Raw genomic sequence first — 20,746 nt, 5'->3', positions numbered from 1 at the left:
CCCGGCGTTGCGTCAGCGCCGCTCGACCCAGACCAGCATTCCCGCTGCGGCGGCAAGGAACAGCGCGCTCGGCGTCAGCGCCGCCAGCGCGGGTTGCCAGCTGTTGATCACGCCGAGGCTCGAAAAGAGGCCATTCAGCAGGTGGAAGCCGATACCGAGCATGACGCCGAGAAACACTTTCATGCTGACGCCGCCCATGCGGTCGTGGGTGAAGGAAAACGGCAGCGCCAGCGCCATCATGACGAGCGCCGCGAACGGATAGACGAGCTTCTTCCACAGCGCGATTTCATAACGGTCGGCGTTCTGGCGATTCTCGCGCAGGTGGTTGATGTACGCGAAGAGAGTCGTCACCGACATGCGTTCCGGAACGACCATCAGCACGCTCAGGACTTCCGGCGTCAGGTCCGAAGGCCACGAGAGCTCCGCCAGATCGACAACCTCGGTGCGGTCGCCGAGGAATCTCGTCTGCCGCACCTCTTCGAGCCGCCACCCCTGCTGCGCGGCGTCGTAACGCCCGGTGGCCGCCTCGCTGATCGACAGCAGCGCGTGTTGCGCGTCGAAATCGTAGATCCGCACCTTTTCCATGCTGCGATCGGGCAGCACTGTGCGCACATTGACGACGCGCGGACCGTCCTTGACCCACAGCCCCGAGCGCAACTGGTTCGACACTGCCGAATGGGTCGCCGTCAGCCGCCACTGCTGCGCCGCCTGCTCGGCAGGCGGCGCGACGTATTCGCCGATGACGAACGTCAGCACGACGAAGATCACGCCGATCCCGCCGAGGGCGCGCAGCATCGCTGGCGTCGACAGCCCGGACACTCGCATGACGGTGATTTCGGAATGGCGCGCGAGCGTCGTCAGCGCGTACAGCGTGCCGATCAGCACCGCCACCGGCAGCAGCTCGTACACCCGGCCCGGGATGAGCATCACGACGAAAATCAGCGCGTGGTGCAGTTCGTAGCCGTCCTTGCCGACCACATCGAGCTCGTTGATGAAGTCGAAGAACACGAACAGGCCGAGGAAGGCCAGCAGCACCATCGCCGTCGCGCCGAGGATTTCCCGCGCGAGATAGCGGGTCAGCACGCGGTTCATGCGCGGGCTCGCCAGAACGGGGAAATCGCCAGCCGCCGATAGAACATCAGCGCGAGAACCGCGAGGACGACGACGTGCGGCAGCCATACCGCCAGTTCGAACCGCAGCCGGCCCTGCGACACCCAGGCCTGGAACACGCTGATCGCATTGCTGTAGACCAGATACGTCAGGATCGCGAACAGCAGGTTGTTCGCGCGTCCCGCACGAGGATTGACAAACGACAACGGGATCGCCATCAAGGCCAGCAGCAGCGCGGCGACCGGCATGCCGATACGGCCGAGCAGTTCGCCGAGCTTGCGGGGGGTGGGGTCGGCCAGCAGTTCCAGCGTCGGGGTGGTGCTGGCGCGCGACGCCGGACCGGCCGCCTCGCGTTCCTCGACCAGGACGCTGTAGCGGTCGAATTCCAGCACGCGGTATTCAGGCGAACCGGGCTCGCCCTCGTAGCGCCGGCCCTTCTCGAGGACGATGAAGCGATCGCCGTTCGGGTCGGTGCGCAGCGACCCTTCGGCCGATACGATGACGTCGAGCCGTCCGTCCTTCTCGGTGCTGACGAAGACGTTGCGAACCTTGCCATCCTCGCCCGCCCCCATCTCGACGAAGAACACCCGCTGCGCGCCGACCGATTCCCGGAACACGCCGGGCGCAACGCGCGATGCGTCGTTGCGCGAATCGATCCGCGCCTGGTATTGCGCGCTCTTCAGCTGCGCCCACGGCGCGACGAACAATGTCACCGCCGCGATCGTGAACACGATCGGCAACGCAAAGCGCAGCACGGGACGAATGAACGCGGTCAGCGGCAGCCCGGAAGCGAACCAGACGACCATCTCGGAATCGCGGTACGAGCGTGACAGCGACAGCAGCACCGCGATGAAAACCGTCAGCGACAGCACGATCGGCAAGCGGCTCAGCGAACCGAAGCCGATCAGCGCGAGCACCGCATCGGACGGCAGGCGCCCGCCGGCAGCCTGGCCGAGCAGGCGAATCAGCACCACGGTGATCAGAATGGCGAACAGCGCCACGAACACCCCGGCGGCCGACTGGAAGAACTCACGCTGAAGAGCGCGGCTGAAAATCATCGCGCGAAGGATTCGATATGCGTTGGGGAAAGTGACTTTTGACGCATTCGCCGGGGACGGGCCATAATCGGCGTCAATCGGAACGTCGCGTCTATCAAAGGAGCTGTGCGTGGAATTTACCATAAAGACCGGGACGCCGGAAAAACTGAAGACCGGCAGCGTGGTGGTCGGCGTCTTTGCCGACGGACAGCTTGGCGACGCGGCTGCGGCCCTCGACAAGGCTTCGAAGGGGAAATTCGCGGCGGTCCTCGGCCGTGGCGATCTGGAAGACAAGGCGGGCTCGGTGCTCGCGATCCACGACTTGCCCGGCAGCGCCTGCGAACGCGTGCTGGCCGTGAGCCTCGGCAAGCGGGACGAGTTCGGCGACAAGGCGTGGCGCGACGCGCTCGCCGCTGTCGGCAAGGCTCTCGCTTCGGGGGCGGCGAACGATGTCGCCGTATGCCTCGCCGACACTCCCGTACCCGGACGCGACATCGACTGGGCGCTGCAGCAGCTCGTCCGCGCGATCGCGGACGGCGCGTACCGCTTCGACGCGACGAAGAGCAAGGACAAGAACAAGGACTCGAAGCGGCGCGGCGCGGGCAAAGTCGTGCTGCTGACGGGCGAGAAGATCACGGCGAGCATGGAGGCGGCGGTCCAGCGCGGCCAGGCGATTGCAGAAGGCATGGCGCTGGCGAAGGACCTGGGCAACCTCCCCGGCAACTTCTGCACGCCGAGCTATCTCGCCGACACCGCCGTTGCGCTGGGCAAGCAGTACAAGCTCAAGGTCGAAGTGCTCGACCGCGACGACATGGAAAAGCTCGGCATGGGCTCGCTGCTGTCGGTCGCGCGCGGCTCGCATCAGCCGCCCAGGTTCATCGTCATGCACTACAAGGGCGGCAAGTCGAAGGACAAGCCGGTCGTGCTGGTCGGCAAAGGCATCACTTTCGATACCGGTGGCATTTCGCTGAAGCCCGGCGCCGAAATGGACGAGATGAAGTTCGACATGTGCGGCGCGGCGAGCGTGCTCGGTACGTTCAAGGCGATCGCGCGGATGGCGCTGCCGATCAACGTCGTCGGCCTGATCCCGGCAACCGAGAACATGCCGGGCGGCGGGGCGACGAAACCGGGCGACGTCGTCACGTCGATGAGCGGGCAGACGATCGAGGTCCTCAACACCGACGCCGAAGGCCGGCTGATCCTGTGCGACGCGCTGACTTACGCCGAACGCTTCAAGCCCGCCTGCGTCGTCGACATCGCGACGCTCACCGGCGCCTGCGTCGTCGCGCTCGGCAAGATCCCGAGCGGACTGCTGGCCAACGACGACGCGCTCGCGCGCGAGTTGCTCGATTGCGGCACCGTGTCCGGCGACCGCGCGTGGCAGCTGCCGTTGTGGGACGAATACCAGGAGCTGCTGAAGAGCAATTTCGCCGACATGGGCAACATCGGCGGGCGCTTCGCCGGCACGATCACCGCGGCGTGCTTCCTCGCGCGCTTCACGAAGGCGTACAAGTGGGCGCATCTCGATATCGCCGGCACCGCGTGGGTGTCGGGCGACGCCAAGGGCGCGACGGGACGGCCGGTGCCGCTGCTCGCCGAGTTCCTGATCGCCCGCAGCCAGGGGGCGCCGGGCTGAACGCGGCGTCGACGGTCATGACGCGGGTGCAGTTCTACCACAACGCCGAGAACCCTCTCGCGCTGGCGTGCGAACTGGCTGCCCGCGCCTACGCGGGCGGGCGCCGCGTTGCGGTGCGGGTACCGGGCGCGGCTGCGGCGCGCGAGCTCGATCAGCTGCTGTGGAGCTTCGACCCGCTGATGTTCGTTCCCCACGTCATGGTCGACGCGCCGCTGGCGGCGCGGACTCCGGTGGTCATCGGCGACGCCACCCGGGCGACCGCGTGGCCGCACGCCGAGCTGCTGTTCAATCTCGCCGACGACATCCCGCCGGATTTCGAGCGCTTTCGCATGCTCGTCGAGATCGTCGGCCAGGGCGAGGCACAGAAGCTCCCGGCACGTGCGCGCTGGACGCACTACAAGCAACGCGAACTGCCGCTGCAGGCGTTCGACGCGGCACGGCGGGAGGCGTTATGAGCAGCTGGAGCGCGCCGCCGCGCATCGATCCGGACGACGACCTGAAAGCTGCCGACGAACTCCTCGACAAGGCCAATGCGCTGCTGCGCCGCCACCAAGGCGCGGATCTTCCGAAACCCGATGAATTCGTCGCGCTCGACGACGACGAACTGCCGGTCTTGACCGATATCGTCGACCCGTCCGAACTGGAAGGGCTGGAGCTTGCCGAACCGGGGCCTGCAGCGGCCGCGACGGCCGCCGAGTCCGTCCCGCTCGCCGCCAGCGAGCTCGCCGAACAGCTCGTCAGCCTCGATACCGCAATCTCGCGCGAAGTCGAAAGCTGGTTCGCCACCGAACTGCCGCAGCTACTGTCGCGCGAACTCGACAAACTCGCCGATCGCCTGCAGGTCGAGGCGCGCGCCCACCTGCGCGCGACCCTGCTCCCGGCCTTGTCGGAGCGCATCTCGCGCAGCCTGGAAGGCGGCCCGGACAACGGCGCCGGATCTCGCACGCTCTCGCGCGACAAATAGAGAGGGTGCCTCAACGCTCGCGAGCACTGCGAGCGGGACTCAAGCTTTTCCCGTCCGTCGAATGCCTCTGCGCGTGGGGCGCGTCAGCTCTCCTTGAAAGCGCGGTTCATGCTGTCGATGATCGGGTCGAACAGGTAGCGCATGGCGCTGCGCTTGCCGGCCACGATTTCGACCTGGGCGAGCATGCCCGGAATCAGCAGGCCGCGCTCCACCTTGTCCAGTTCCTTCGCATCGATCTCGACCCGCGCCTTGTAGAAGGGGCGGCTCTGGGCGTGCTCGTCGCGGAAGGTACTGCCCGATACATGCGTCACCGTACCGACGAGGCTGATATGCGAGCGCGCCTTGTACGCCGTCAGCCGCACCCGCGCCGCCAGCCCCGTCCGCACAACATCGATGTCATCGGGCAGGACACGTGCCTCCACGACCAGGCGTTCAGCGACCGGCACCACATCCAGCACCGCACCTCCCGGCGGCACGACGCCGCCGACCGTGGTGTAGCGCAGATCATTGACGATACCGTCCTGCGGTGCCACGAGGCGCGTGCGCGCCAGCCGGTCGCGCGCCACCGTCACCCGCTCGCGCGCAGCCGCCGCGGCCTCCTGGGCACGGCGCAGTTCTTCCAGCAGCGTGCTCATCCAGTCATTCTTCAGCTTCGCGATCGCCACCTCGGTGTCGGCCAGGCGCTGGCGCGATCGCGCGATCTCGGCCGAGTTTTCCGAGAGCCGGGCGGCACTTTCGGCCTGCTGGCCCTGCAGCTGCAGCAGGCGCGGGCGCGAGATGAAGTTCTTCTCGAACAGCCGCTGGTTCAGCCGGCTCTCCTCTGCGGCATTCGTCTGCAGCTCGACCAGCGCAGCGCCCTTGCCTTCCCAGCTCTGCAGTTCGCGGCGGATACCGGCGAGGCGCACGTTCAGGCCGGCCTCTTCCTTTCTCAGCGCGTCCTGGCGCGATTCGAACAGGCGCACCTGCGCCATCACGCTCGGCGAAGCCGCCACCTCGGGGGCAGGACGGTAGGGACGACCGTCACGCTCGGCCTCCAGTCGCTGCACCAGGGCCTCCTGCGCAGCACGATCGGTTTCCGCGATAGTGAGCTGGGCGCGTGCCTCGGTGTCCTCGAGCCGCAACAGTTCCGTGCCCGCACTGACGGATTCCCCTTCGCGCACCAGGATCGCCTGGATGATGCCACCCTCCAGATGCTGAACGGTCTTCACCCGCCCCGCCGGAATCACCTCGCCGTCGGCAATGGCGCCGGAATCGAGTTCGGCGAAGACACCCCACAGCAGCAAAAACCCGAAGAAACACACCGCGACCGCGTAGAAAGCGCGCGTATCGAAGCGGGTATCGGTCGGAACGACGGGCCTTCCCCCGTTCGCGCGGTCAAACGCCGACACGTCGGACCCCAGCGACTGGCCGTGCCGGGACCGCCGGCTGCAGACGTGCAAGTACCTCCTCGCGCGGCCCGAACTGCTGCACTTGTCCGTCCGCCAGCACCGCCAGCATGTCGGCACGGGCCAGCACCGAGGGACGATGGCTGATCATGACGATCGTGGCGCCATCATCGCGCGCCCGGCCGACCGCCTGCAGCAAGGCCGTCTCGCCTTCGTGGTCGAGGCTCGCGTTGGGCTCGTCGAGAACGATCAGCCGCGGCTGCCGGAAAAGCGCGCGCGCCAGCCCGATGCGCTGGCGCTGCCCGCCCGACAGCGCCGCCCCGCTGCTGCCGAGCTGTGTGTCGTAGCCATTGGCAAAGCGAAGAATCATGTGATGGCAGCCGGCCATCTGCGCTGCTGCGACCACTTCGGCATCCTCTGCCGGGCCGAAACGCGCAATGTTGTCGCGAATCGACCCGGCGAAAAGTTCGACGTCCTGCGGCAGGTAACCGCAGTGCCGGCCGAACTCCGCCCGGTTCCAGGCGAACACGTCGGCACCGTCGAGGCGTACCGAACCGGACACGGGCTGCCAGACGCCGCAGATGAGCTTGGCCAACGTGGACTTGCCGGCCGCGGACGGGCCGATCAGCCCCAGCCAGCAGCCCGGTTCGAGATTGAAGCTGACTCCCTTGATCGTCGGCTGACCGGCCCCCGGCGGCGCATATACCAGGCGTTCGACACTGAGCCGGCCGCACGGCACGGGCAGCGACATCGCCGATTCAGTGCGGGGAAAGTGCTCCAGTGCGGTATTGATGCGATCGATCGCGGCACGCGTCGATACGAGGCCTTTCCAGGCGCCGATCATCGCCTCCAGCGGTGCCAGGCCGCGCGCCGCCAGGATGCTGGCGGCGACCATGACGCCGATGGTGATTTCGTCGTGGATCACGTACCACGCACCGGCGGCGGCAAGCAGCAGGTTGAGCAGCAGGCGCACCGCCTTCACCAGCCCGGACAGATGCGCAGCCCGCTCGGCCGCCGCGCTCGCCAGGCTCATCGACTCGGTCTGGGCGACCTGCCAGGAGGCCCGCATCGCGGCGCGCATCCCCATCGCCTCGACGACCTCGGCATTCTGCATCACACCTTCGACGCGGCGCTGAGCATCGATACCGGCCTCGCCGGCCGCGCGCAGCAACTTGCCGGTCAGGCCGTCGGTGGCCAGCGCGAGCGCGACGAGGCTCACCATGCCCGCCAGCATCACGCTGCCCAACCCCGCGTGCATCGCATACACGCCGACCAGGAAGACCGGGACCAGCGGTGCGTCGATCAGGCTCACCAGGCCCTGCGCTCCGGTCACGAACGAGCGCACCGTGTGCAGGTCGCGCAGCGCCTGCGCCGAGGGTTCGGCCAGGCGCGCCGAATGGGCAATCGACGCATCCATCAGGCGCGGCCCCAGCGCCAGCGCGTAGGCATTCCCCACCCGCAGCAGCATGCGGGCGCGAAGGGTATCGATCAGCGCCGACAGCGACAGGGCGACGGCGACGATCAGGGTCAGCAGCCACAAGGTATCGAGGCTGCGCGAGGTCAGCACCCGGTCATACACCTGGAGCGAATAGAGCGGCAAGGCGAAGATGAGCAGGTTGATGGCGATGCTGGCGACAGCCACGGTCACCAGCGAGCGACGGTCGAGGCCCGCGAGCGCGGGGGAGCGCAACAATGTCGCGAGCGATTTAATCATCGAAGAACAGTCCGTGGGGGTCCGCGACGTCGGTCCCGGATCGTACCGGCCGCGTGCGATGGAGGTGCCACGCCGCTCCCGCCGAGATGCTTGCGCGCGGATGACGGGCGGCGATCCGGGGCGAAGCGGCGATGCTCCGCCCCGGCACGATCAGATGACGTAGAAGTCAGTCTGGGTGACGACAAGTCCCGGCGTCAGCTGGGCGAACTGCTGGGCGGCCATCGTGCCGGTACCGTCGGCGTCAAAATATACCGCGCCCGTCCCGGCATCGTAGATCACCCGATCCGTCGCATCGTGCGCTTTCGTACCGGCATGGAAGGCAGCGGTGCTCAAGCCACCCGTAACCAGGCCGGTGAAGATCGCGTTCTCCAGGCGAATCGTATCGTCCGCCGGCGAAAAGTCGGTAATGCGGTCGACGGCGCCGACAAAGGGCGCGTCGAACACGAAGATGTCCGCTCCGCCCCACAACCAGTCGTTGCCGGTACCGCCGTCCAGCTGGTCGGCACCCGCCCGGCCGTACAGTTTGTCGGCGCCCCCGAGGCCGAAGATCACGTCGTTGCCGGTCGTCCCGCTCAGCGTGTTCGCCGCCGACGTGCCGGTAATCGTGCCGGGCTGCGGTGCCGGTGCCGTGGTACCGCCGCTGGCGACCGGGTCCACCAGATCGAGTTTAACGTTCCGGGTACCGATCGTGGCCTGCTGCGTCGTCGTGGCGAATCCGCTGCCGGAAAACGTCACCGTGTAGGTGCCGGCAGTCAGTCCGACGTCGTAACCCCCCGCTGCCGTCGTCGTCGCGGTCGTCACCGCTCCGGTAGTGTTGTTCCTGGCGCTGATGGTGATGTTGCCGAGACCTTCGCCGATGTCATAGCGCCGGTCGCCGTCCAGATCGTCGAAGGCGGCACCGGTCAGGAAAGGGCTGGACGCGGTACGGGCGAAGTTCTGCGTGACAAATGCGCCTTCGTAGCTGCCGTACTGGCCGACCTCGAGACCGACGCCGATCTCGCGGTAGGTGTCGTTCAGCAGGTTGGCGCGGTGACCGGAGGAATTCATCAGGTTGGTGTGAAGTTGCAGCACCTCGTCCTGCAGGCCCGCAGGGGCGCGTGTGCTCATCCAGGCAATGTTCTCGGCCCACGCCCACGAGCCGCTGAACACGTAGCCCGCCGCCTTCATGCGATCACCTGCACTCGATCCGCCTGCGCCGGTATGCGAGAAAGTGTCGGTCGCGATCATCCATGAACTGTGATTCTCGGCCGATTCGTTCAGATCGCCATCGAAGGCGAGGGGCTGGGCGCCCACCTTGGCGCGTTCGCTGTTGATGAGTTCGAGCATGTACTGCTCGTAGGCGTTGGCTTGCGACATGTGCTGTCCTGGTGTTATTCGATTCGAGGAGTCGGATGAGGCAGGCACTGCGCCGTGCAGCGCGTTCCCGGCTGGTGCCGCACCCAAGCGTTGTTCACAACTCTGGTCCCCAGAACGGGGCGAGCCATTAGACATGAGCTGTCCCGCCCCTGCAACCCGTTGATCGCCCTGAAAAATGTAAGCAAGAGTGGCGAACGCCGGCCAATCGGCGACGCGCGGGCGTGGCGCGGGCGTGGCGCGACCTCTGCGTTCCAATGCGTTCCAATGCAGGCTGCCTGATCGACTTGTCGCGTTCCGGGGGCCGGGCCTCGATCCGCTATAATCCGCCCTTTGCCTTCAAGCCCCCGAGCACATCATGGAACTGGCCAAAAGTTTTGAGCCCGCGGCGATCGAAGCCCGCTGGTATCCCGAATGGGAAGCGCGCGGTCATTTCGACGCCGGCCTCGACAAGTCGAACCCGAACGCCTTCTGCATCCTGCTGCCGCCGCCGAACGTCACCGGCACGCTGCACATGGGCCATGGCTTCAACCAGACGATCATGGATGCGCTGACCCGCTACCATCGCATGCGCGGCTTCAACACGCTGTGGCAGCCGGGCACCGACCACGCCGGCATCGCGACGCAGATCGTCGTCGAACGCCAGCTCGACGCGAAAGGCGTCTCGCGCCACGACCTCGGGCGCGAGAAGTTCATCGAAAAGGTGTGGGAGTGGAAGGAATACTCGGGCGGCACGATCACGCGCCAGATGCGCCGCCTCGGCACGTCGCCCGACTGGAAGCGCGAGCGCTTCACGATGGACGAAGGCCTGTCGAAGACCGTCACCGAGACCTTCGTGCGTCTCTACAACGAGGGCCTGATCTACCGCGGCAAACGGCTCGTGAACTGGGACCCGAAGCTCGGCACCGCGGTGTCGGACCTCGAAGTGGTGTCGGAAGAGGAAGACGGCTTCCTGTGGCACATCACCTACCCGTTCAGCGACGGGCCGATCGGCGAGATGAAAGGCCTGACCGTCGCAACCACCCGTCCCGAGACGATGCTCGGCGACGTCGCGGTGATGGTGCATCCGGAAGACGAGCGCTACGCCGACCTGATCGGCAGGACCGTGCGCCTGCCGCTGTGCGACCGTGACATCCCGATCATCGGCGACGACTATGTCGACCGCGAGTTCGGCACCGGCTGCGTGAAGGTCACGCCGGCGCACGACTTCAACGACTACGCGGTCGGCCTGCGCCACAATCTGCCGATGATCAGCATCCTGCGGCTCGACGCGCACGTCAGCGACGACGCGCCGGAGAAATACCGCGGCCTGGACCGCTTCGTCGCACGCGAAGTCATCGTGCAGGACCTCGAAGCGCAGGGGCTGCTCGCCGGCATCAAGCCGCACAAGCTGATGGTGCCGCGCGGCGACCGCACCAGCGCCGTCATCGAGCCGATGCTGACCGATCAGTGGTTCGTCGCAATGACGAAGCCTGGCACAGATGGCAAAAGCATCACCGCGAAGGCACTCGAATGCGTCGCCTCGGGCGAGATCCGCTTCTATCCGGAGAACTGGATCAACACCTACAACCAGTGGCTCAACAACATCCAGGACTGGTGCATCTCGCGCCAGCTGTGGTGGGGCCACCAGATCCCGGCGTGGTACGCGGACGTCGAAGGCGACGCGCGCGTGTGGGTCGCGCACGACGAAGCGGAAGCGAAGGCGCGCGCCGCGCAGGACGGCTACACCGGCCGCCTGCGCCGCGACGAGGACGTGCTCGACACGTGGTATTCGTCGGCGCTGTGGCCGTTCTCGACGCTCGACTGGACGGCCGAGTGGCCGGAAAAGTCGAACGACGCGCTCGACCTCTATCTGCCGTCGTCGGTGCTCGTCACCGGCTTCGACATCATCTTCTTCTGGGTCGCGCGCATGGTGATGATGACGAAGCACGTCACCGGTAAGATCCCGTTCCGCGACGTCTATGTGCACGGCCTGATCCGCGACGCCGAGGGCCAGAAGATGTCGAAATCGAAAGGCAACGTGCTCGACCCGATCGACCTCATCGACGGCATCTCGGCCGACGAGCTCGCGAAGAAGCGCACCGTCGGCCTGATGAACCCGAAGCAGGCGCAGAGCATCGAAAAGAAGACGCGCAAGGAATTCCCCGAAGGCATCCCTGCGTTCGGCACCGACGCGCTGCGCTTCACGTTCGCGTCCCTCGCGACGCCGGGGCGCGACATCAAGTTCGACCTGTCGCGCTGCGAGGGCTACCGCAACTTCTGCAACAAGCTGTGGAACGCGACGCGCTTCGTGCTGATGAACTGCGAAGGCCAGGACTGCGGCATCAGTGCTGCGGCCGGCAGCGCCGCGTGCAACGCCGCGCACCTCGACTTCTCGTTCGCCGACCGCTGGATCGTGTCGAAGCTGCAGCGCACCGAAGCTGACGTCGCGCAGCACTTCAAGGACTACCGCTTCGACCTCGTCTCGAAGGCAGTGTATGAATTCGTCTGGGACGAGTACTGCGACTGGTACCTCGAACTCGCCAAAGTGCAGATCCAGGGCGGCACCGAAGCGCAGCAGCGCGCGACGCGCCGCACCTTGCTGCGCGTGCTGGAGACGGTGCTGCGCCTCGCGCATCCGCTGATTCCGTTCATCACCGAGGAGCTGTGGCAGACGGTGGCATCCTTGGCCGGGCGCAAGGACACCGACAGCATCATGCTGGCGCGCTACCCCGAGGCCGACCTGTCGCGGCTCGACGAAGCGTCTGAGGCGAAGATCGCCGAGCTGAAGGCGATCGTCGGCACCTGCCGCAACCTGCGCAGCGAGATGAACATCTCGCCGGCCCAGCGCATGCCGCTCGTCGCCGCAGGCGACGCGACGACACTCAAGAGCTATGTGCCGTATCTCGCCGGCTTGGCGCGGCTGTCCGAGGTCGCGGTCGTCGACGAGATCGGCACCGACGAACTCGCCCCGGTCGCCGTCGCAGGCAGCTTCAAGCTGATGTTGCGCGTCGAAATCGACATCGCCGCCGAGCGCGAGCGCATCGCGAAAGAGATCGCCCGCCTCGAAGGCGAAATGACGAAGGCCGAGAGCAAGCTCGCCAACGAGAGTTTCGTCGCGCGCGCGCCGGCCACAGTCGTGCAGCAGGAACGCGAGCGCCTTGCCGGCTTCGGCGCCACGCTCGAAAAACTGCGTCCGCAACTGGAAAAACTCGGCGCGCGCTGAGTCAGCAACGGCACAATGCAAGGGGCCGCCCGCAGTCGATGGGCGGCCCCTTTTTCATCGGCCCCGATGCATGCCGGTGCGGCTGCGCCGTCCTACTTGCGCCGCAGGAAGAATTCGAAAGCCTGGTCGGTGGTCTCGCCCTGCTGCAGCAGGTCGTTGCCGGTCTGCTTCGCGAACGCCTGGAAATCCTTTACCGATCCGGGGTCCGTGGCGAGCACGCGCACCACCTGGCCCGGCTTCATTTCCGCGAGCATCTTCTTTGCGCGCAGAATCGGCAACGGGCAGGTCAACCCCCGTGCGTCGACTTCCTTGTCGAAATCCATCAGTCCCTTCCTCGTGCCATTCTCGTGGCATTCCTCGATCGATCGAGCGCCGGATTCTAAAGGCTCGCCCCCGTTCGCGAAAGGCGCGCGGCGCTCCTGCGCTCCTCCGCTCCTCCGCTTCTCAATTCCCTTCGCGCTTGTCGAGCCGGCGTTGTCGCTCCTCGGCCTTCAGCTCGCGCATCCGCGCATCGACAGCCGAAAGCTCGTAGAAGTCCCCGTCCCCCGCGCGGCGCGCGAGCTCGAGTTGCTCGATCGCCGCCGGCAGGCTTCCCTGCAGCACGTACACTTCCGCCTGCGCCCGATGCTGCGCGGTGCGGCGGCCAAGCGCCGCCTCGGAGCGCGCGACGAGCGTCCACATGCGGTCATCGTCAGTGCGGCGCAACGCGTCCGCCCGCGCCATCATGGCCGCATCGGAGGCGCGGCCGGCCTGCAGCAAGGCATCGACCAGCGCGTAGCGCAGCGCGCCACCGTCGGGGAATCGCGCCTGCGCCGCCTCGAGGATCTTCACCGCGGCGGCCGGGTCACGCGCCGCAAGCCGCAACTCGGCCGCGAGAGATTCGATGAACGATGACGCGGGAGCGTCGCGCCGCACCGCGTCGAGCGCCTGAGTAGCCTCGTCGATCCGTCCGGCTGCAAGCAGCGCGCGCGCCAGACCGTAGCGCGCCGCGGCGTCGGCGCCGGGTTTCGCCGCCAACGCCTGGAATTCGCGCACCGCGTCCACCGGCGCGACCGCGGCGACGCGCAGCTTCGTCCGCACGAAGCCAAAATCCTGCGAATCCGGCACCTGCCGATAGCGCATTTGCGCGACACGGTTGCCCATGTCCGAAATCCGCTCGCCGGTCAGCGGGTGGGTGCGCAGGTAGCTCGGCGCATTGTTTTCATAGAAACGGCTCGCGCGTTGCAGACGCTCGAAAAAGCTCGGCATACCGCGCACGTCGTAGCCCGCGCCTTCGAGCGTCTGCAGCCCCAGGCGGTCGGCCTCGCGTTCGAAGTCGCGCGTGTAGCCGAGCTGCGACTGGATCGCCCCCGCCTGCCCGGCGGCGATCGCCGCCTCGCTGATCTGCGAATTGCTGCGCGCCGCGAGCACCGCGACGAGCAGCGACGCGAGCATCACCATGCTCGACTGACTCTGCTTGCCGACCAGCTGGGCAATGTGGCGCTGCGTCACGTGGGCGATTTCATGCCCCAGCACCGACGCCAGCTCGGATTCCGATTCGGCCGCCAGGATCAACCCGCTATGCACGCCGATGAAACCGCCCGGCAGCGCGAAGGCGTTGAGCGTCGCGTCGCGGATGACGAAGAAGTCGAACTCCTGGTACGGCGCCGCGCTCGCCTTCACGAGCCGCTGGCCGAGGCGATCGATGTAGTCCTCGATTTCGGCGTCGTCGAGATAGGCGGCATCGCGGAAACGAATCTCGCGAATGATGGATTCGCCGATCCTGCGCTCGGCGAGCGGGGAAAGCTCGGACGCCGCGACGTCGCCGAGATCCGGCAGTTCGGCCGCGTTCAGGCGCGGCACCATCGCGACGCACAGCAGCAGGATAAAAAGTCGTTTGATCATCGGGTGCTATGATACCCATCCCCTTCCAACCGTTCCGCGCGGAATGTATCGCGCTATGGCCGCGACGCGCACAGAGCTCATGACACAATCCGGCACGCCTCCAATCGTCACCCCGACCCTCACCCATTTCGACGCCAACGGACAGGCCCACATGGTGGATGTCGGCGACAAGCGCGAAACCCGTCGCGTCGCGGTCGCACAAGGCCGGATCACGATGCAGCCGGCCACCTTCGCAATGATCCGGTCCGGCACCGCGAAGAAGGGCGACGTGCTCGGCATCGCCCGCATCGCCGCGATCCAGGCCTCGAAGCGCGCCAGCGAGCTGATCCCGCTGTGCCACCCGATTGCGCTGACGCGCGTCGCCGTCGAGTTCGCGCTCGACGAGGCGACGAGCGCAGTCGCCTGCACGGTGACGGCCGAGACCGTCGGGCGCACCGGCGTCGAGATGGAAGCGCTCACCGCCGTCAGCGTCGCGCTGCTGACGGTCTACGACATGTGCAAGGCCGTCGACCGCGGCATGCGCATGGACGGCATCCAGCTCGTCGAGAAACTCGGTGGCAAGTCGGGGCACTGGGTCGCCGGGACGTGAACCTTGCAAGTTGACGATCGCGAACTAGAATAGGGGTGTGCCCCGCGTGGTCGGTTAAAGTCTTTCGGAGGTAGTATTTCGGAAAGACAAGCGTAATTGCAGACCGGCCATAACGCGGGGCTATTTCTTTGCGCGGGGCTATTTCTTTGTGGCCGTTCGGTTGCGCCTCCCCCTCCCCGCGAGCACGGCGACCGAATGCTAAGGGAGCTTGCCCAGCCCGACAGCCCAAAGGTGAGCCGCAATCAACGCGCGCCACGGCGAGAATTCCGCAAGCCAGCGCTTCGCCTGTCCTTCGGTGACGCTCTCGGGGCAGTCGAGCACCGCCTGCAGGCTGCGGCGCACTGCCACGTCGCCGTGCAGCGACCCGTCCAGCCAGCCGAAACCCCGCAGCAGCGCGTAATCGATCGTCCACGGCCCGATGCCGCGCACGCGCATCAGGCGCTCGCGGATCTCGTCGACCGGCAGCGTCACGATCCACGCATCGAGCGGCAGTTCGTCATCGGCGACGAGACGGCCGAGCCTGATCAGCGTCTGCGCTTTCGCCTGCGAGAACCCGGCCGAACGCAGATCCGCCTCGCTCAGCACGGCGACCCGTTGTGCATCGGGATAGCAGGCGAGGCCGGCCGAATGGCGCAGCCCGGCGACTTCGATCAGCCGGCGCCGCAGCGAGATCGCCGCCCGCACGCTGATCTGCTGCCCGGTGATCGCCCAGCTGAGCGCTTCGAACGGACTCGCCGACAGCGGCACCCGCAGCCCGGGATGGCGGGCGATGAGCGGGCCCAGTTGCGGATGGTCGCGATAGGCACGTTCGAACGCCTCCACCTGCTGGGTCAGGCCCAGCATGCGCGGCAGCAACTGTGCGAGCGCCGCCGGCGCAGCGGCGCTCGCCACCCCGTCGACCGCGAGTTCGGCACTCGCATGCGCGCCGTCGAACCGGATCGTCAGGCACGCCGCGCGGCCTTCCCACGCGAGACCTTTTTGCAGCGTTCGCCCCTCGACCCGTTCCGCAACCGCGAGCGGGTCGCGCCGATGGAAAGCGAACACATCCTCGCTGCGGAAATCCGCCGGCAAGCCGACGCCCCAGGACAGTACCGCAGTCACCTCCCGGCCTCACGATCGAGCAGCGCCCGCTTGCGTTCGACGCCCCAGCGGTAGCCCGACAGCTGACCGTCGTTGCGCACCGCGCGATGACACGGGATCGCGACCGCCAGCGCGTTCGCGGCGCACGCCCCGGCCACTGCCCGGGCCGCCTTCGGCGCGTCGATTCGCCGCGCGATTTCAGCGTAGCTCGCTGTCTGCCCGGCCGGAATCTCCCGCAGCGCCTGCCACACCCGTTGCTGGAACGCCGTGCCGCGAATGTCGAGGGGCAGATCCAGCCCGAACGCGGGAGCTTCGACGAAGCCGACCACGGTCGCCACAATGCGCTCGAAACCGGCGTCGCCGCCGATCAGCGCGGCACGCGGAAAGCGGTCCTGCAGGTCGCGCGCGAGCCGGTCCGGATCGTCGCCGATCAGGATCGCGCACACCCCCTGCGCGCTCGCTGCGATGAGAATCGCTCCCAGCGAACATTCGCCGAGGGCAAACCGGGAGCTTGCTGCCGCGAGCGTTTCACGCTTTATCGTCATGATCCTGCATCCTTTCCGTGGTCCGATGGCTAGAATCTAGCGGACGCCGGATAATGGCGCACTCCGGCTCTTGCTTTTGAATTCGGTGGACCGCGAAACTGCGGGGCAGATCCGTGACGAACGACAAGGCCTTCGAGGAGCCGCGAAACTCCCGTCCCGTTTCCAGGAATCATCCGCAGGAGGTGACAGAACTCCGATCGAGCGGCCGGACCCAGAGGATCATGATGAAAAAATGCAAGAAATGCTTGCTGCCGGATATCGTACCCGGAGCTGATATTGACGCGAGCGGAGAGTGCAGCCTCTGTCGTGCCCGGTCGCCCGACGCTCAGGCGACTTCAGCGGCCTCCAAGTATCGCGAAGACCTTGAAGCCACCCTGAAGGCAGCGCGCAACCATCCCGGATCCGAATACGATTGCGTCGTTCCGCTCAGCGGAGGGAAGGACAGTCTGTACCTCCTTCACCGCTTGAAAGTCGATTACGGCTTGCGGGTGCTCGCTTTCACCTGCGATATCGATCTGCCGCCCGTGGCATGGGACAACATCCGCCTTGCGCTGCGCAAGCTCGACATCGATCACGTCGTTTTCAGACCCGCGTACGGGTTTTTGACAAAGCTCTTTCGCTACCTCCTGTGCAATCAGGAAGCGCGCGGCGCGGTGTACACCGTTTCCTACGTTTACGCGCCGCTGTTCGAAGGCGCAGCGATCCGGCTGGCGCTGGAGAAAAATATCCCGCTCATTCTCGCGGGCTATTCGCCGGGCCAGCCCGAACCGGAACGCATGCTCTACGAGTTCGATCCCGCGCTGATCAGAAGCGAGGACTGGACGCCCCCGCACCTCGTCGAGAGCGGGGAATTCTCTGCCGACGAACTTGCTGCGTTCTACAATCCGCTCAAATTGCCGGAAAACACCACCTTCCCGCGCTATCTCGCTCCTTACCATGCCTGGGACTATGATCAGGACCAGGTGATTTGCAAGGTGACCGAGCTGGGGCTGGTGCAGCGCAGTTCCCACGCGAGCCCGATCGTCAGCAACTATCCGATCAATTGGCTGATGATGTTTTCGGACCTCAAGCACTTCGGTTACAACCCTTATGTGCCGGAGTTCTCGGCGCTGATCCGGGAAGGAAAGGCAAGCCGGAATTACTGGCGGCTGGCGACTCCCGTCGTCAACTTCATGATCCGCAACAAGATCGGTCTGGGACGCGAGGTGCGCCGCAGCATGAACTGGTTGAGTCTCGCGGAAGCGGATCTTCGCATCACACTTCCGAGAGGCGCCTACGACCCTCCCCTGTTGCGCCGCGCCTGAAATGAATGCTTCGTTACAGACACTGCCGGAGCGCTTGCAGGCTCGAGCGGCGGCATCGCCCGATCAGCTCGCATATCTGCATCAGGTCGACGGGCGCGAATGGCAGCCCATCACATGGCGCGAACTCGCGCGGCGGGTCGACACCCTCGCCGGTCATTTCTCCGACCTCGGCCTACAAACCGGCGATCGGGTAGCGATCGCGCTGCCCACCTCGCCTGAATGGGAGTATTGCCAGCTCGCGGCGCTTGCGGTGGGGGCCGTGGTTGTCGGCATCGACGCACACGATGCACCGCGTAACGTCCGGCATATCCTGGACCTCACCAAGCCGCGCCTCCTGATAACCTCGACCTCCGAGACGCTACGGACGTTCGGCGAGCTGTGGCGAATTCCGGAGATCACGATCACCTGTGAGCGGCATCCCTCGGCGGGCCGCGGTCACACTCTCGGACAGCTGCTGGAAACGCAGAGCGGCCCTCGTTCCGCGGCGCCTCCTCCCGTGCCCGAAGACATAGCCACGATCGTCTTCACTTCAGGCAGCACCGGACAGCCAAAAGGTATCGCGTACTCGCATCGGCAGATCGCGCAAGCATGCGACACCATTCTTGAGCGTTTTCCTTCGCTGCGACAGGATTCACGTCTGGCTTGTTGGCTGCCCCTGTCGAACCTCTTTCAGCGCATCATCAACTTCTGCGCGTTGAGCTGCGGGGCGAGATCGTATTTCGTCGACAAGCCGGATCAAGTTGTCCGCCTTCTACCCCAGATCCAACCGACCTTCTTCCTCGGCGTCCCTCGTTTTTTCGAGAAGTTGCATGCCGGAATCCTCGGCGAGCTCGGGAAGCAGCCTGCGCCGGTTCGCGGTCTCATCCACGGAGCATGGACCGTCGGCTGCCGCATTGCCGAAGCGCGCCGCGCAGGCCGACGACCGGCGCTCGTGTGGCGCGCGCTGCATCCGCTCACGACACCTCTTCTGCGCCGAGTGCGATCGGTCATGGGGCACGAACTGCAGTTCATGGTCAGCGGCTCTGCGCCGATGCCGCGCTGGCTGCTGGAGCGTTTCCACGGCCTCGGCTGGCTTGTCCTCGAAGCCTACGGCATCAGCGAGAACGTGATTCCGGTCGCCGTGAACACCCCCCAGCGCTTTAGATTCGGAAGCGTTGGTCAGGCGCTTCCCGGCAACGAACTGCGGGTTGCGGACGACCATGAGCTATTGGTCCGCGGCGCCGGCGTTTTTTCGGGCTACTACGGCGAAACAGCCGACGGGGCGCCGCTCAGCGCCGACGGATTCCTGCACACCGGCGATTACGCCAGGATCGACGACGAAGGCTACATCTGGCTCGAGGGACGCAAGAGCGAAGTGTTCAAGACCTCGACAGGCCGCCGCATCGCTCCAGCACCGATCGAGGCAGCACTGAAGCAACTCGACTACGTCGATCATGCGGTCATCGTCGGACGGGATCGGCCCTACCCCGTTGCCATTCTCACGCTCGACTCCCGTCACCTGCTTGCCGGTGAAATTCACACCGCCGCGACATCCGCGGCCATCTCGGCTGATGTCGCTGCCGCCTGTGAAGGCTTTAGCGACTACCAGCGCCCTGGGGCAATCATTCTCAGCCTGCATGCGTTCACGGTCGCAGGCGGCGAACTCACGGCCAACCTCAAGCTTCGGCGCAAGCCGATCGAAGAACGATTTCGCGCGCAGATCGAGGAAGCATACGACCGTGCATCTCCACGCACGCCAACCACCCCCTCCCGACCCCGAGTGATCAACGCCACATGAATACCTATTTCGTCACCGGCGCGTCAGGCGCTGTCGGCAGTGCCCTCGTTCCTCTGCTCTACGCGGATACGCGCACGCGCGTGCGGATTCTCCTGCGAGCAAAGTCGGAACAACACCTGACCGAACGCATGGAAGAGTTGTGCCGGTTCTGGAAGCTGGCGCCGGACGCCGAACCTCGCACGCGGCTGACGGCACTGCGCGGCGATGCGTCGCAGCCCCGGTTCGGCTTGAGCGACCGCGAATACGCGACGCTGTGTACCGACACCACGCACATCATTCACTGCGCAGCCAGCGTGCGCATGAACGACACACTGGACCACGCGCGCCGCTCCGCAGTCGGTTCGGCGCAAGAAATTCTGTCACTGGCCCGCACGCTTGCGCGCAGCGGAACCTTGCGCAAAGTGGATTTCGTCAGCACCGTAGGCATCGCCGGCAAACGTCCCGGCGCACTGCCCGAACGCTGGATCGCCGAACCGCGCGCGTTTCACAACACCTACGAGCAGTCCAAGGCGGAAGCGGAAGTTCTCGTGCGGGCGGCGATCGAAGAGGAGCATCTGCCAATCACCGTGCACCGCCCTAGCATGGTGATCGGCGATTCCCGTGACGGCCGCATTATCCACTTTCAGATCTTCTACTTCATTTGCGAGTTCCTTTCGGGCCGCCGCACCTATGGCGTGCTGCCGGATCTCGGTGAGGTGCGGCTCGACATTATTCCGGTCGATGCCGTTGCCGGCGCTATCGCGAGGGCCAGCCTCGACCCGGACACCGTGGGCCGGATTTACCACCTCTGCTCCGGCCCGAACCATTCGATCCGTCTCAAGACACTGCGGCAGCTCGTCAGGGACGCCTTCGCGCGCCACGGCATCTCCGTCCCCTTTGGTGTGCTGCTGCCCCACGCCTTATTCTCGCTGCTGCAGCGTACCGCCGCACGCTTCGCTCCGGCCGATCGTCGGCGCACAATCTCGACGCTGCCGATTTATCTGGACTATCTCGGCGATCAGCAGGGTTTCGACAACCGGGAGTATTTAACCTGGCTGTCGGGTACGGGCGCACGCCTGCCGCAATGGGAGGATTATCTGTCGCGAGTGATCGAGCGCTTTCTGTCTGAAAGACATCCTCCGCCACAGCGCTGAGCAGCGGGCCCCCGCCGGCCGGCAGCCGGC

17 protein-coding genes are annotated in these 20,746 nt (G+C 66.1%); 8 read left to right on the top strand and 9 right to left on the bottom strand.

Annotated elements, in window-relative coordinates; translation table 11 throughout:
• Positions 1-12: 12 nt before the first annotated feature.
• Both lptG and lptF read right to left on the bottom strand, forming a co-directional pair.
• Positions 13-1,092, bottom strand: coding sequence for an LPS export ABC transporter permease LptG (lptG, locus tag GO606_RS01600; protein ID WP_169117926.1), 1,080 nt, complete (start codon positions 1,090-1,092; stop codon positions 13-15).
• Entirely contained in the window at positions 1,089-2,168 is a 1,080-nt protein-coding gene (gene lptF, locus GO606_RS01595) for an LPS export ABC transporter permease LptF (RefSeq protein WP_169117927.1), read from the bottom strand. The genes lptG and lptF overlap by 4 nt, the downstream gene beginning before the upstream one ends.
• 109 nt (positions 2,169-2,277) lie before the next feature.
• On the opposite strand from lptF, the gene GO606_RS01590 reads away from it, so the two are divergent.
• The 3 genes from GO606_RS01590 to GO606_RS01580 are packed head-to-tail and all read left to right on the top strand — an operon-like array spanning position 2,278 to position 4,747.
• On the top strand, positions 2,278-3,783 hold the full coding sequence (locus GO606_RS01590) for a leucyl aminopeptidase (protein ID WP_169117928.1): 1,506 nt from the start codon (positions 2,278-2,280) through the stop codon (positions 3,781-3,783).
• A 17-nt stretch (positions 3,784-3,800) separates the two neighbouring features.
• Complete coding sequence (locus GO606_RS01585; protein ID WP_169117929.1) at positions 3,801-4,238, top strand: DNA polymerase III subunit chi; 438 nt, start codon at positions 3,801-3,803, stop codon at positions 4,236-4,238.
• A complete protein-coding gene (locus GO606_RS01580) occupies positions 4,235-4,747 on the top strand; it encodes a hypothetical protein (protein WP_169117930.1) in 513 nt (170 codons plus the stop codon). Before GO606_RS01585 ends, GO606_RS01580 begins: the two co-directional genes overlap by 4 nt.
• An 83-nt stretch (positions 4,748-4,830) precedes the next feature.
• Here GO606_RS01580 and GO606_RS01575 read toward each other — a convergent pair whose 3' ends face one another.
• The 3 genes from GO606_RS01575 to GO606_RS01565 all read right to left on the bottom strand — a co-directional run bounded on the left by GO606_RS01575 (position 4,831) and on the right by GO606_RS01565 (position 9,202).
• The gene (locus tag GO606_RS01575) at positions 4,831-6,135 is read right to left on the bottom strand and encodes an HlyD family type I secretion periplasmic adaptor subunit (protein ID WP_169117931.1); all 1,305 of its coding nucleotides are present in this window, start codon (positions 6,133-6,135) and stop codon (positions 4,831-4,833) included.
• Complete coding sequence (locus GO606_RS01570; RefSeq protein WP_169117932.1) at positions 6,122-7,846, bottom strand: type I secretion system permease/ATPase; 1,725 nt, start codon at positions 7,844-7,846, stop codon at positions 6,122-6,124. The genes GO606_RS01575 and GO606_RS01570 overlap by 14 nt, the downstream gene beginning before the upstream one ends.
• Positions 7,847-7,996: 150 nt before the next feature.
• Complete coding sequence (locus tag GO606_RS01565; RefSeq protein ID WP_169117933.1) at positions 7,997-9,202, bottom strand: CAP domain-containing protein; 1,206 nt, start codon at positions 9,200-9,202, stop codon at positions 7,997-7,999.
• Positions 9,203-9,557: 355 nt separating this feature from the next.
• Here GO606_RS01565 and GO606_RS01560 point away from each other — a divergent pair, with 355 nt between their 5' ends.
• Positions 9,558-12,404 (top strand): valine--tRNA ligase, encoded by a 2,847-nt coding sequence (locus GO606_RS01560; protein WP_169117934.1) that lies wholly within the window; start codon positions 9,558-9,560, stop codon positions 12,402-12,404.
• A gap of 92 nt (positions 12,405-12,496) precedes the next feature.
• Here GO606_RS01560 and GO606_RS01555 read toward each other — a convergent pair whose 3' ends face one another.
• Together GO606_RS01555 and GO606_RS01550 are read right to left on the bottom strand one after the other, a co-directional pair.
• Complete coding sequence (locus tag GO606_RS01555) at positions 12,497-12,727, bottom strand: sulfurtransferase TusA family protein (protein WP_169117935.1); 231 nt, start codon at positions 12,725-12,727, stop codon at positions 12,497-12,499.
• 121 nt (positions 12,728-12,848) lie between these two features.
• Complete coding sequence (locus GO606_RS01550) at positions 12,849-14,288, bottom strand: beta-barrel assembly-enhancing protease (RefSeq protein WP_169117936.1); 1,440 nt, start codon at positions 14,286-14,288, stop codon at positions 12,849-12,851.
• Positions 14,289-14,367: 79 nt separating this feature from the next.
• Between GO606_RS01550 and moaC the strand changes: the two genes are divergently transcribed.
• Positions 14,368-14,877 carry a cyclic pyranopterin monophosphate synthase MoaC gene (gene moaC / locus GO606_RS01545; protein ID WP_169117937.1) on the top strand — a complete coding sequence of 170 codons (510 nt, stop codon included), beginning with the start codon at positions 14,368-14,370 and terminating at the stop codon, positions 14,875-14,877.
• Between the two features lie 198 nt (positions 14,878-15,075).
• Here moaC and GO606_RS01540 read toward each other — a convergent pair whose 3' ends face one another.
• Positions 15,076-15,978 (bottom strand): DNA-3-methyladenine glycosylase family protein, encoded by a 903-nt coding sequence (locus tag GO606_RS01540; RefSeq protein ID WP_169117938.1) that lies wholly within the window; start codon positions 15,976-15,978, stop codon positions 15,076-15,078.
• Positions 15,975-16,502, bottom strand: a complete 528-nt coding sequence (locus GO606_RS01535) for a methylated-DNA--[protein]-cysteine S-methyltransferase (protein ID WP_169117939.1) — start codon at positions 16,500-16,502, stop codon at positions 15,975-15,977. The genes GO606_RS01540 and GO606_RS01535 overlap by 4 nt, the downstream gene beginning before the upstream one ends.
• A gap of 113 nt (positions 16,503-16,615) precedes the next feature.
• Between GO606_RS01535 and GO606_RS01530 the strand changes: the two genes are divergently transcribed.
• Genes GO606_RS01530 through GO606_RS01520 form a run of 3 tightly spaced genes read left to right on the top strand, consistent with a single transcriptional unit; the run spans position 16,616 to position 20,716 of the window.
• Complete coding sequence (locus GO606_RS01530) at positions 16,616-17,806, top strand: adenine nucleotide alpha hydrolase family protein (protein WP_246979281.1); 1,191 nt, start codon at positions 16,616-16,618, stop codon at positions 17,804-17,806.
• Position 17,807: 1 nt separating this feature from the next.
• A complete protein-coding gene (locus tag GO606_RS01525) occupies positions 17,808-19,583 on the top strand; it encodes an AMP-dependent synthetase/ligase (RefSeq protein ID WP_169117940.1) in 1,776 nt (591 codons plus the stop codon).
• Positions 19,580-20,716 carry an SDR family oxidoreductase gene (locus GO606_RS01520; protein WP_169117941.1) on the top strand — a complete coding sequence of 379 codons (1,137 nt, stop codon included), beginning with the start codon at positions 19,580-19,582 and terminating at the stop codon, positions 20,714-20,716. Before GO606_RS01525 ends, GO606_RS01520 begins: the two co-directional genes overlap by 4 nt.
• Positions 20,717-20,746: the final 30 nt, after the last annotated feature.

The sequence above is a fragment of the Aromatoleum anaerobium genome (assembly GCF_012910705.2).
Lineage (GTDB): Bacteria > Pseudomonadota > Gammaproteobacteria > Burkholderiales > Rhodocyclaceae > Aromatoleum > Aromatoleum anaerobium.
Note: the sequence above shows the minus strand (reverse complement) of the source record. Positions and strands in the feature narration are given on the sequence as shown.

Excerpts from the sequence above, each read along its gene's own strand:
- lptG (WP_169117926.1), bottom strand. The coding sequence starts at position 1,092 with ATGAACCGCGTGCTGACCCGCTATCTCGCGCGGGAAATCCTCGGCGCG.
- lptF (WP_169117927.1), bottom strand. The coding sequence starts at position 2,168 with ATGATTTTCAGCCGCGCTCTTCAGCGTGAGTTCTTCCAGTCGGCCGCC.
- GO606_RS01585 (WP_169117929.1), top strand. The coding sequence starts at position 3,801 with ATGACGCGGGTGCAGTTCTACCACAACGCCGAGAACCCTCTCGCGCTG.
- GO606_RS01580 (WP_169117930.1), top strand. The coding sequence starts at position 4,235 with ATGAGCAGCTGGAGCGCGCCGCCGCGCATCGATCCGGACGACGACCTG.
- GO606_RS01570 (WP_169117932.1), bottom strand. The coding sequence starts at position 7,846 with ATGATTAAATCGCTCGCGACATTGTTGCGCTCCCCCGCGCTCGCGGGC.
- GO606_RS01565 (WP_169117933.1), bottom strand. The coding sequence starts at position 9,202 with ATGTCGCAAGCCAACGCCTACGAGCAGTACATGCTCGAACTCATCAAC.
- GO606_RS01560 (WP_169117934.1), top strand. The coding sequence starts at position 9,558 with ATGGAACTGGCCAAAAGTTTTGAGCCCGCGGCGATCGAAGCCCGCTGG.
- GO606_RS01555 (WP_169117935.1), bottom strand. The coding sequence starts at position 12,727 with ATGGATTTCGACAAGGAAGTCGACGCACGGGGGTTGACCTGCCCGTTG.
- GO606_RS01550 (WP_169117936.1), bottom strand. The coding sequence starts at position 14,288 with ATGATCAAACGACTTTTTATCCTGCTGCTGTGCGTCGCGATGGTGCCG.
- moaC (WP_169117937.1), top strand. The coding sequence starts at position 14,368 with ATGACACAATCCGGCACGCCTCCAATCGTCACCCCGACCCTCACCCAT.
- GO606_RS01535 (WP_169117939.1), bottom strand. The coding sequence starts at position 16,502 with ATGACGATAAAGCGTGAAACGCTCGCGGCAGCAAGCTCCCGGTTTGCC.
- GO606_RS01525 (WP_169117940.1), top strand. The coding sequence starts at position 17,808 with ATGAATGCTTCGTTACAGACACTGCCGGAGCGCTTGCAGGCTCGAGCG.
- GO606_RS01520 (WP_169117941.1), top strand. The coding sequence starts at position 19,580 with ATGAATACCTATTTCGTCACCGGCGCGTCAGGCGCTGTCGGCAGTGCC.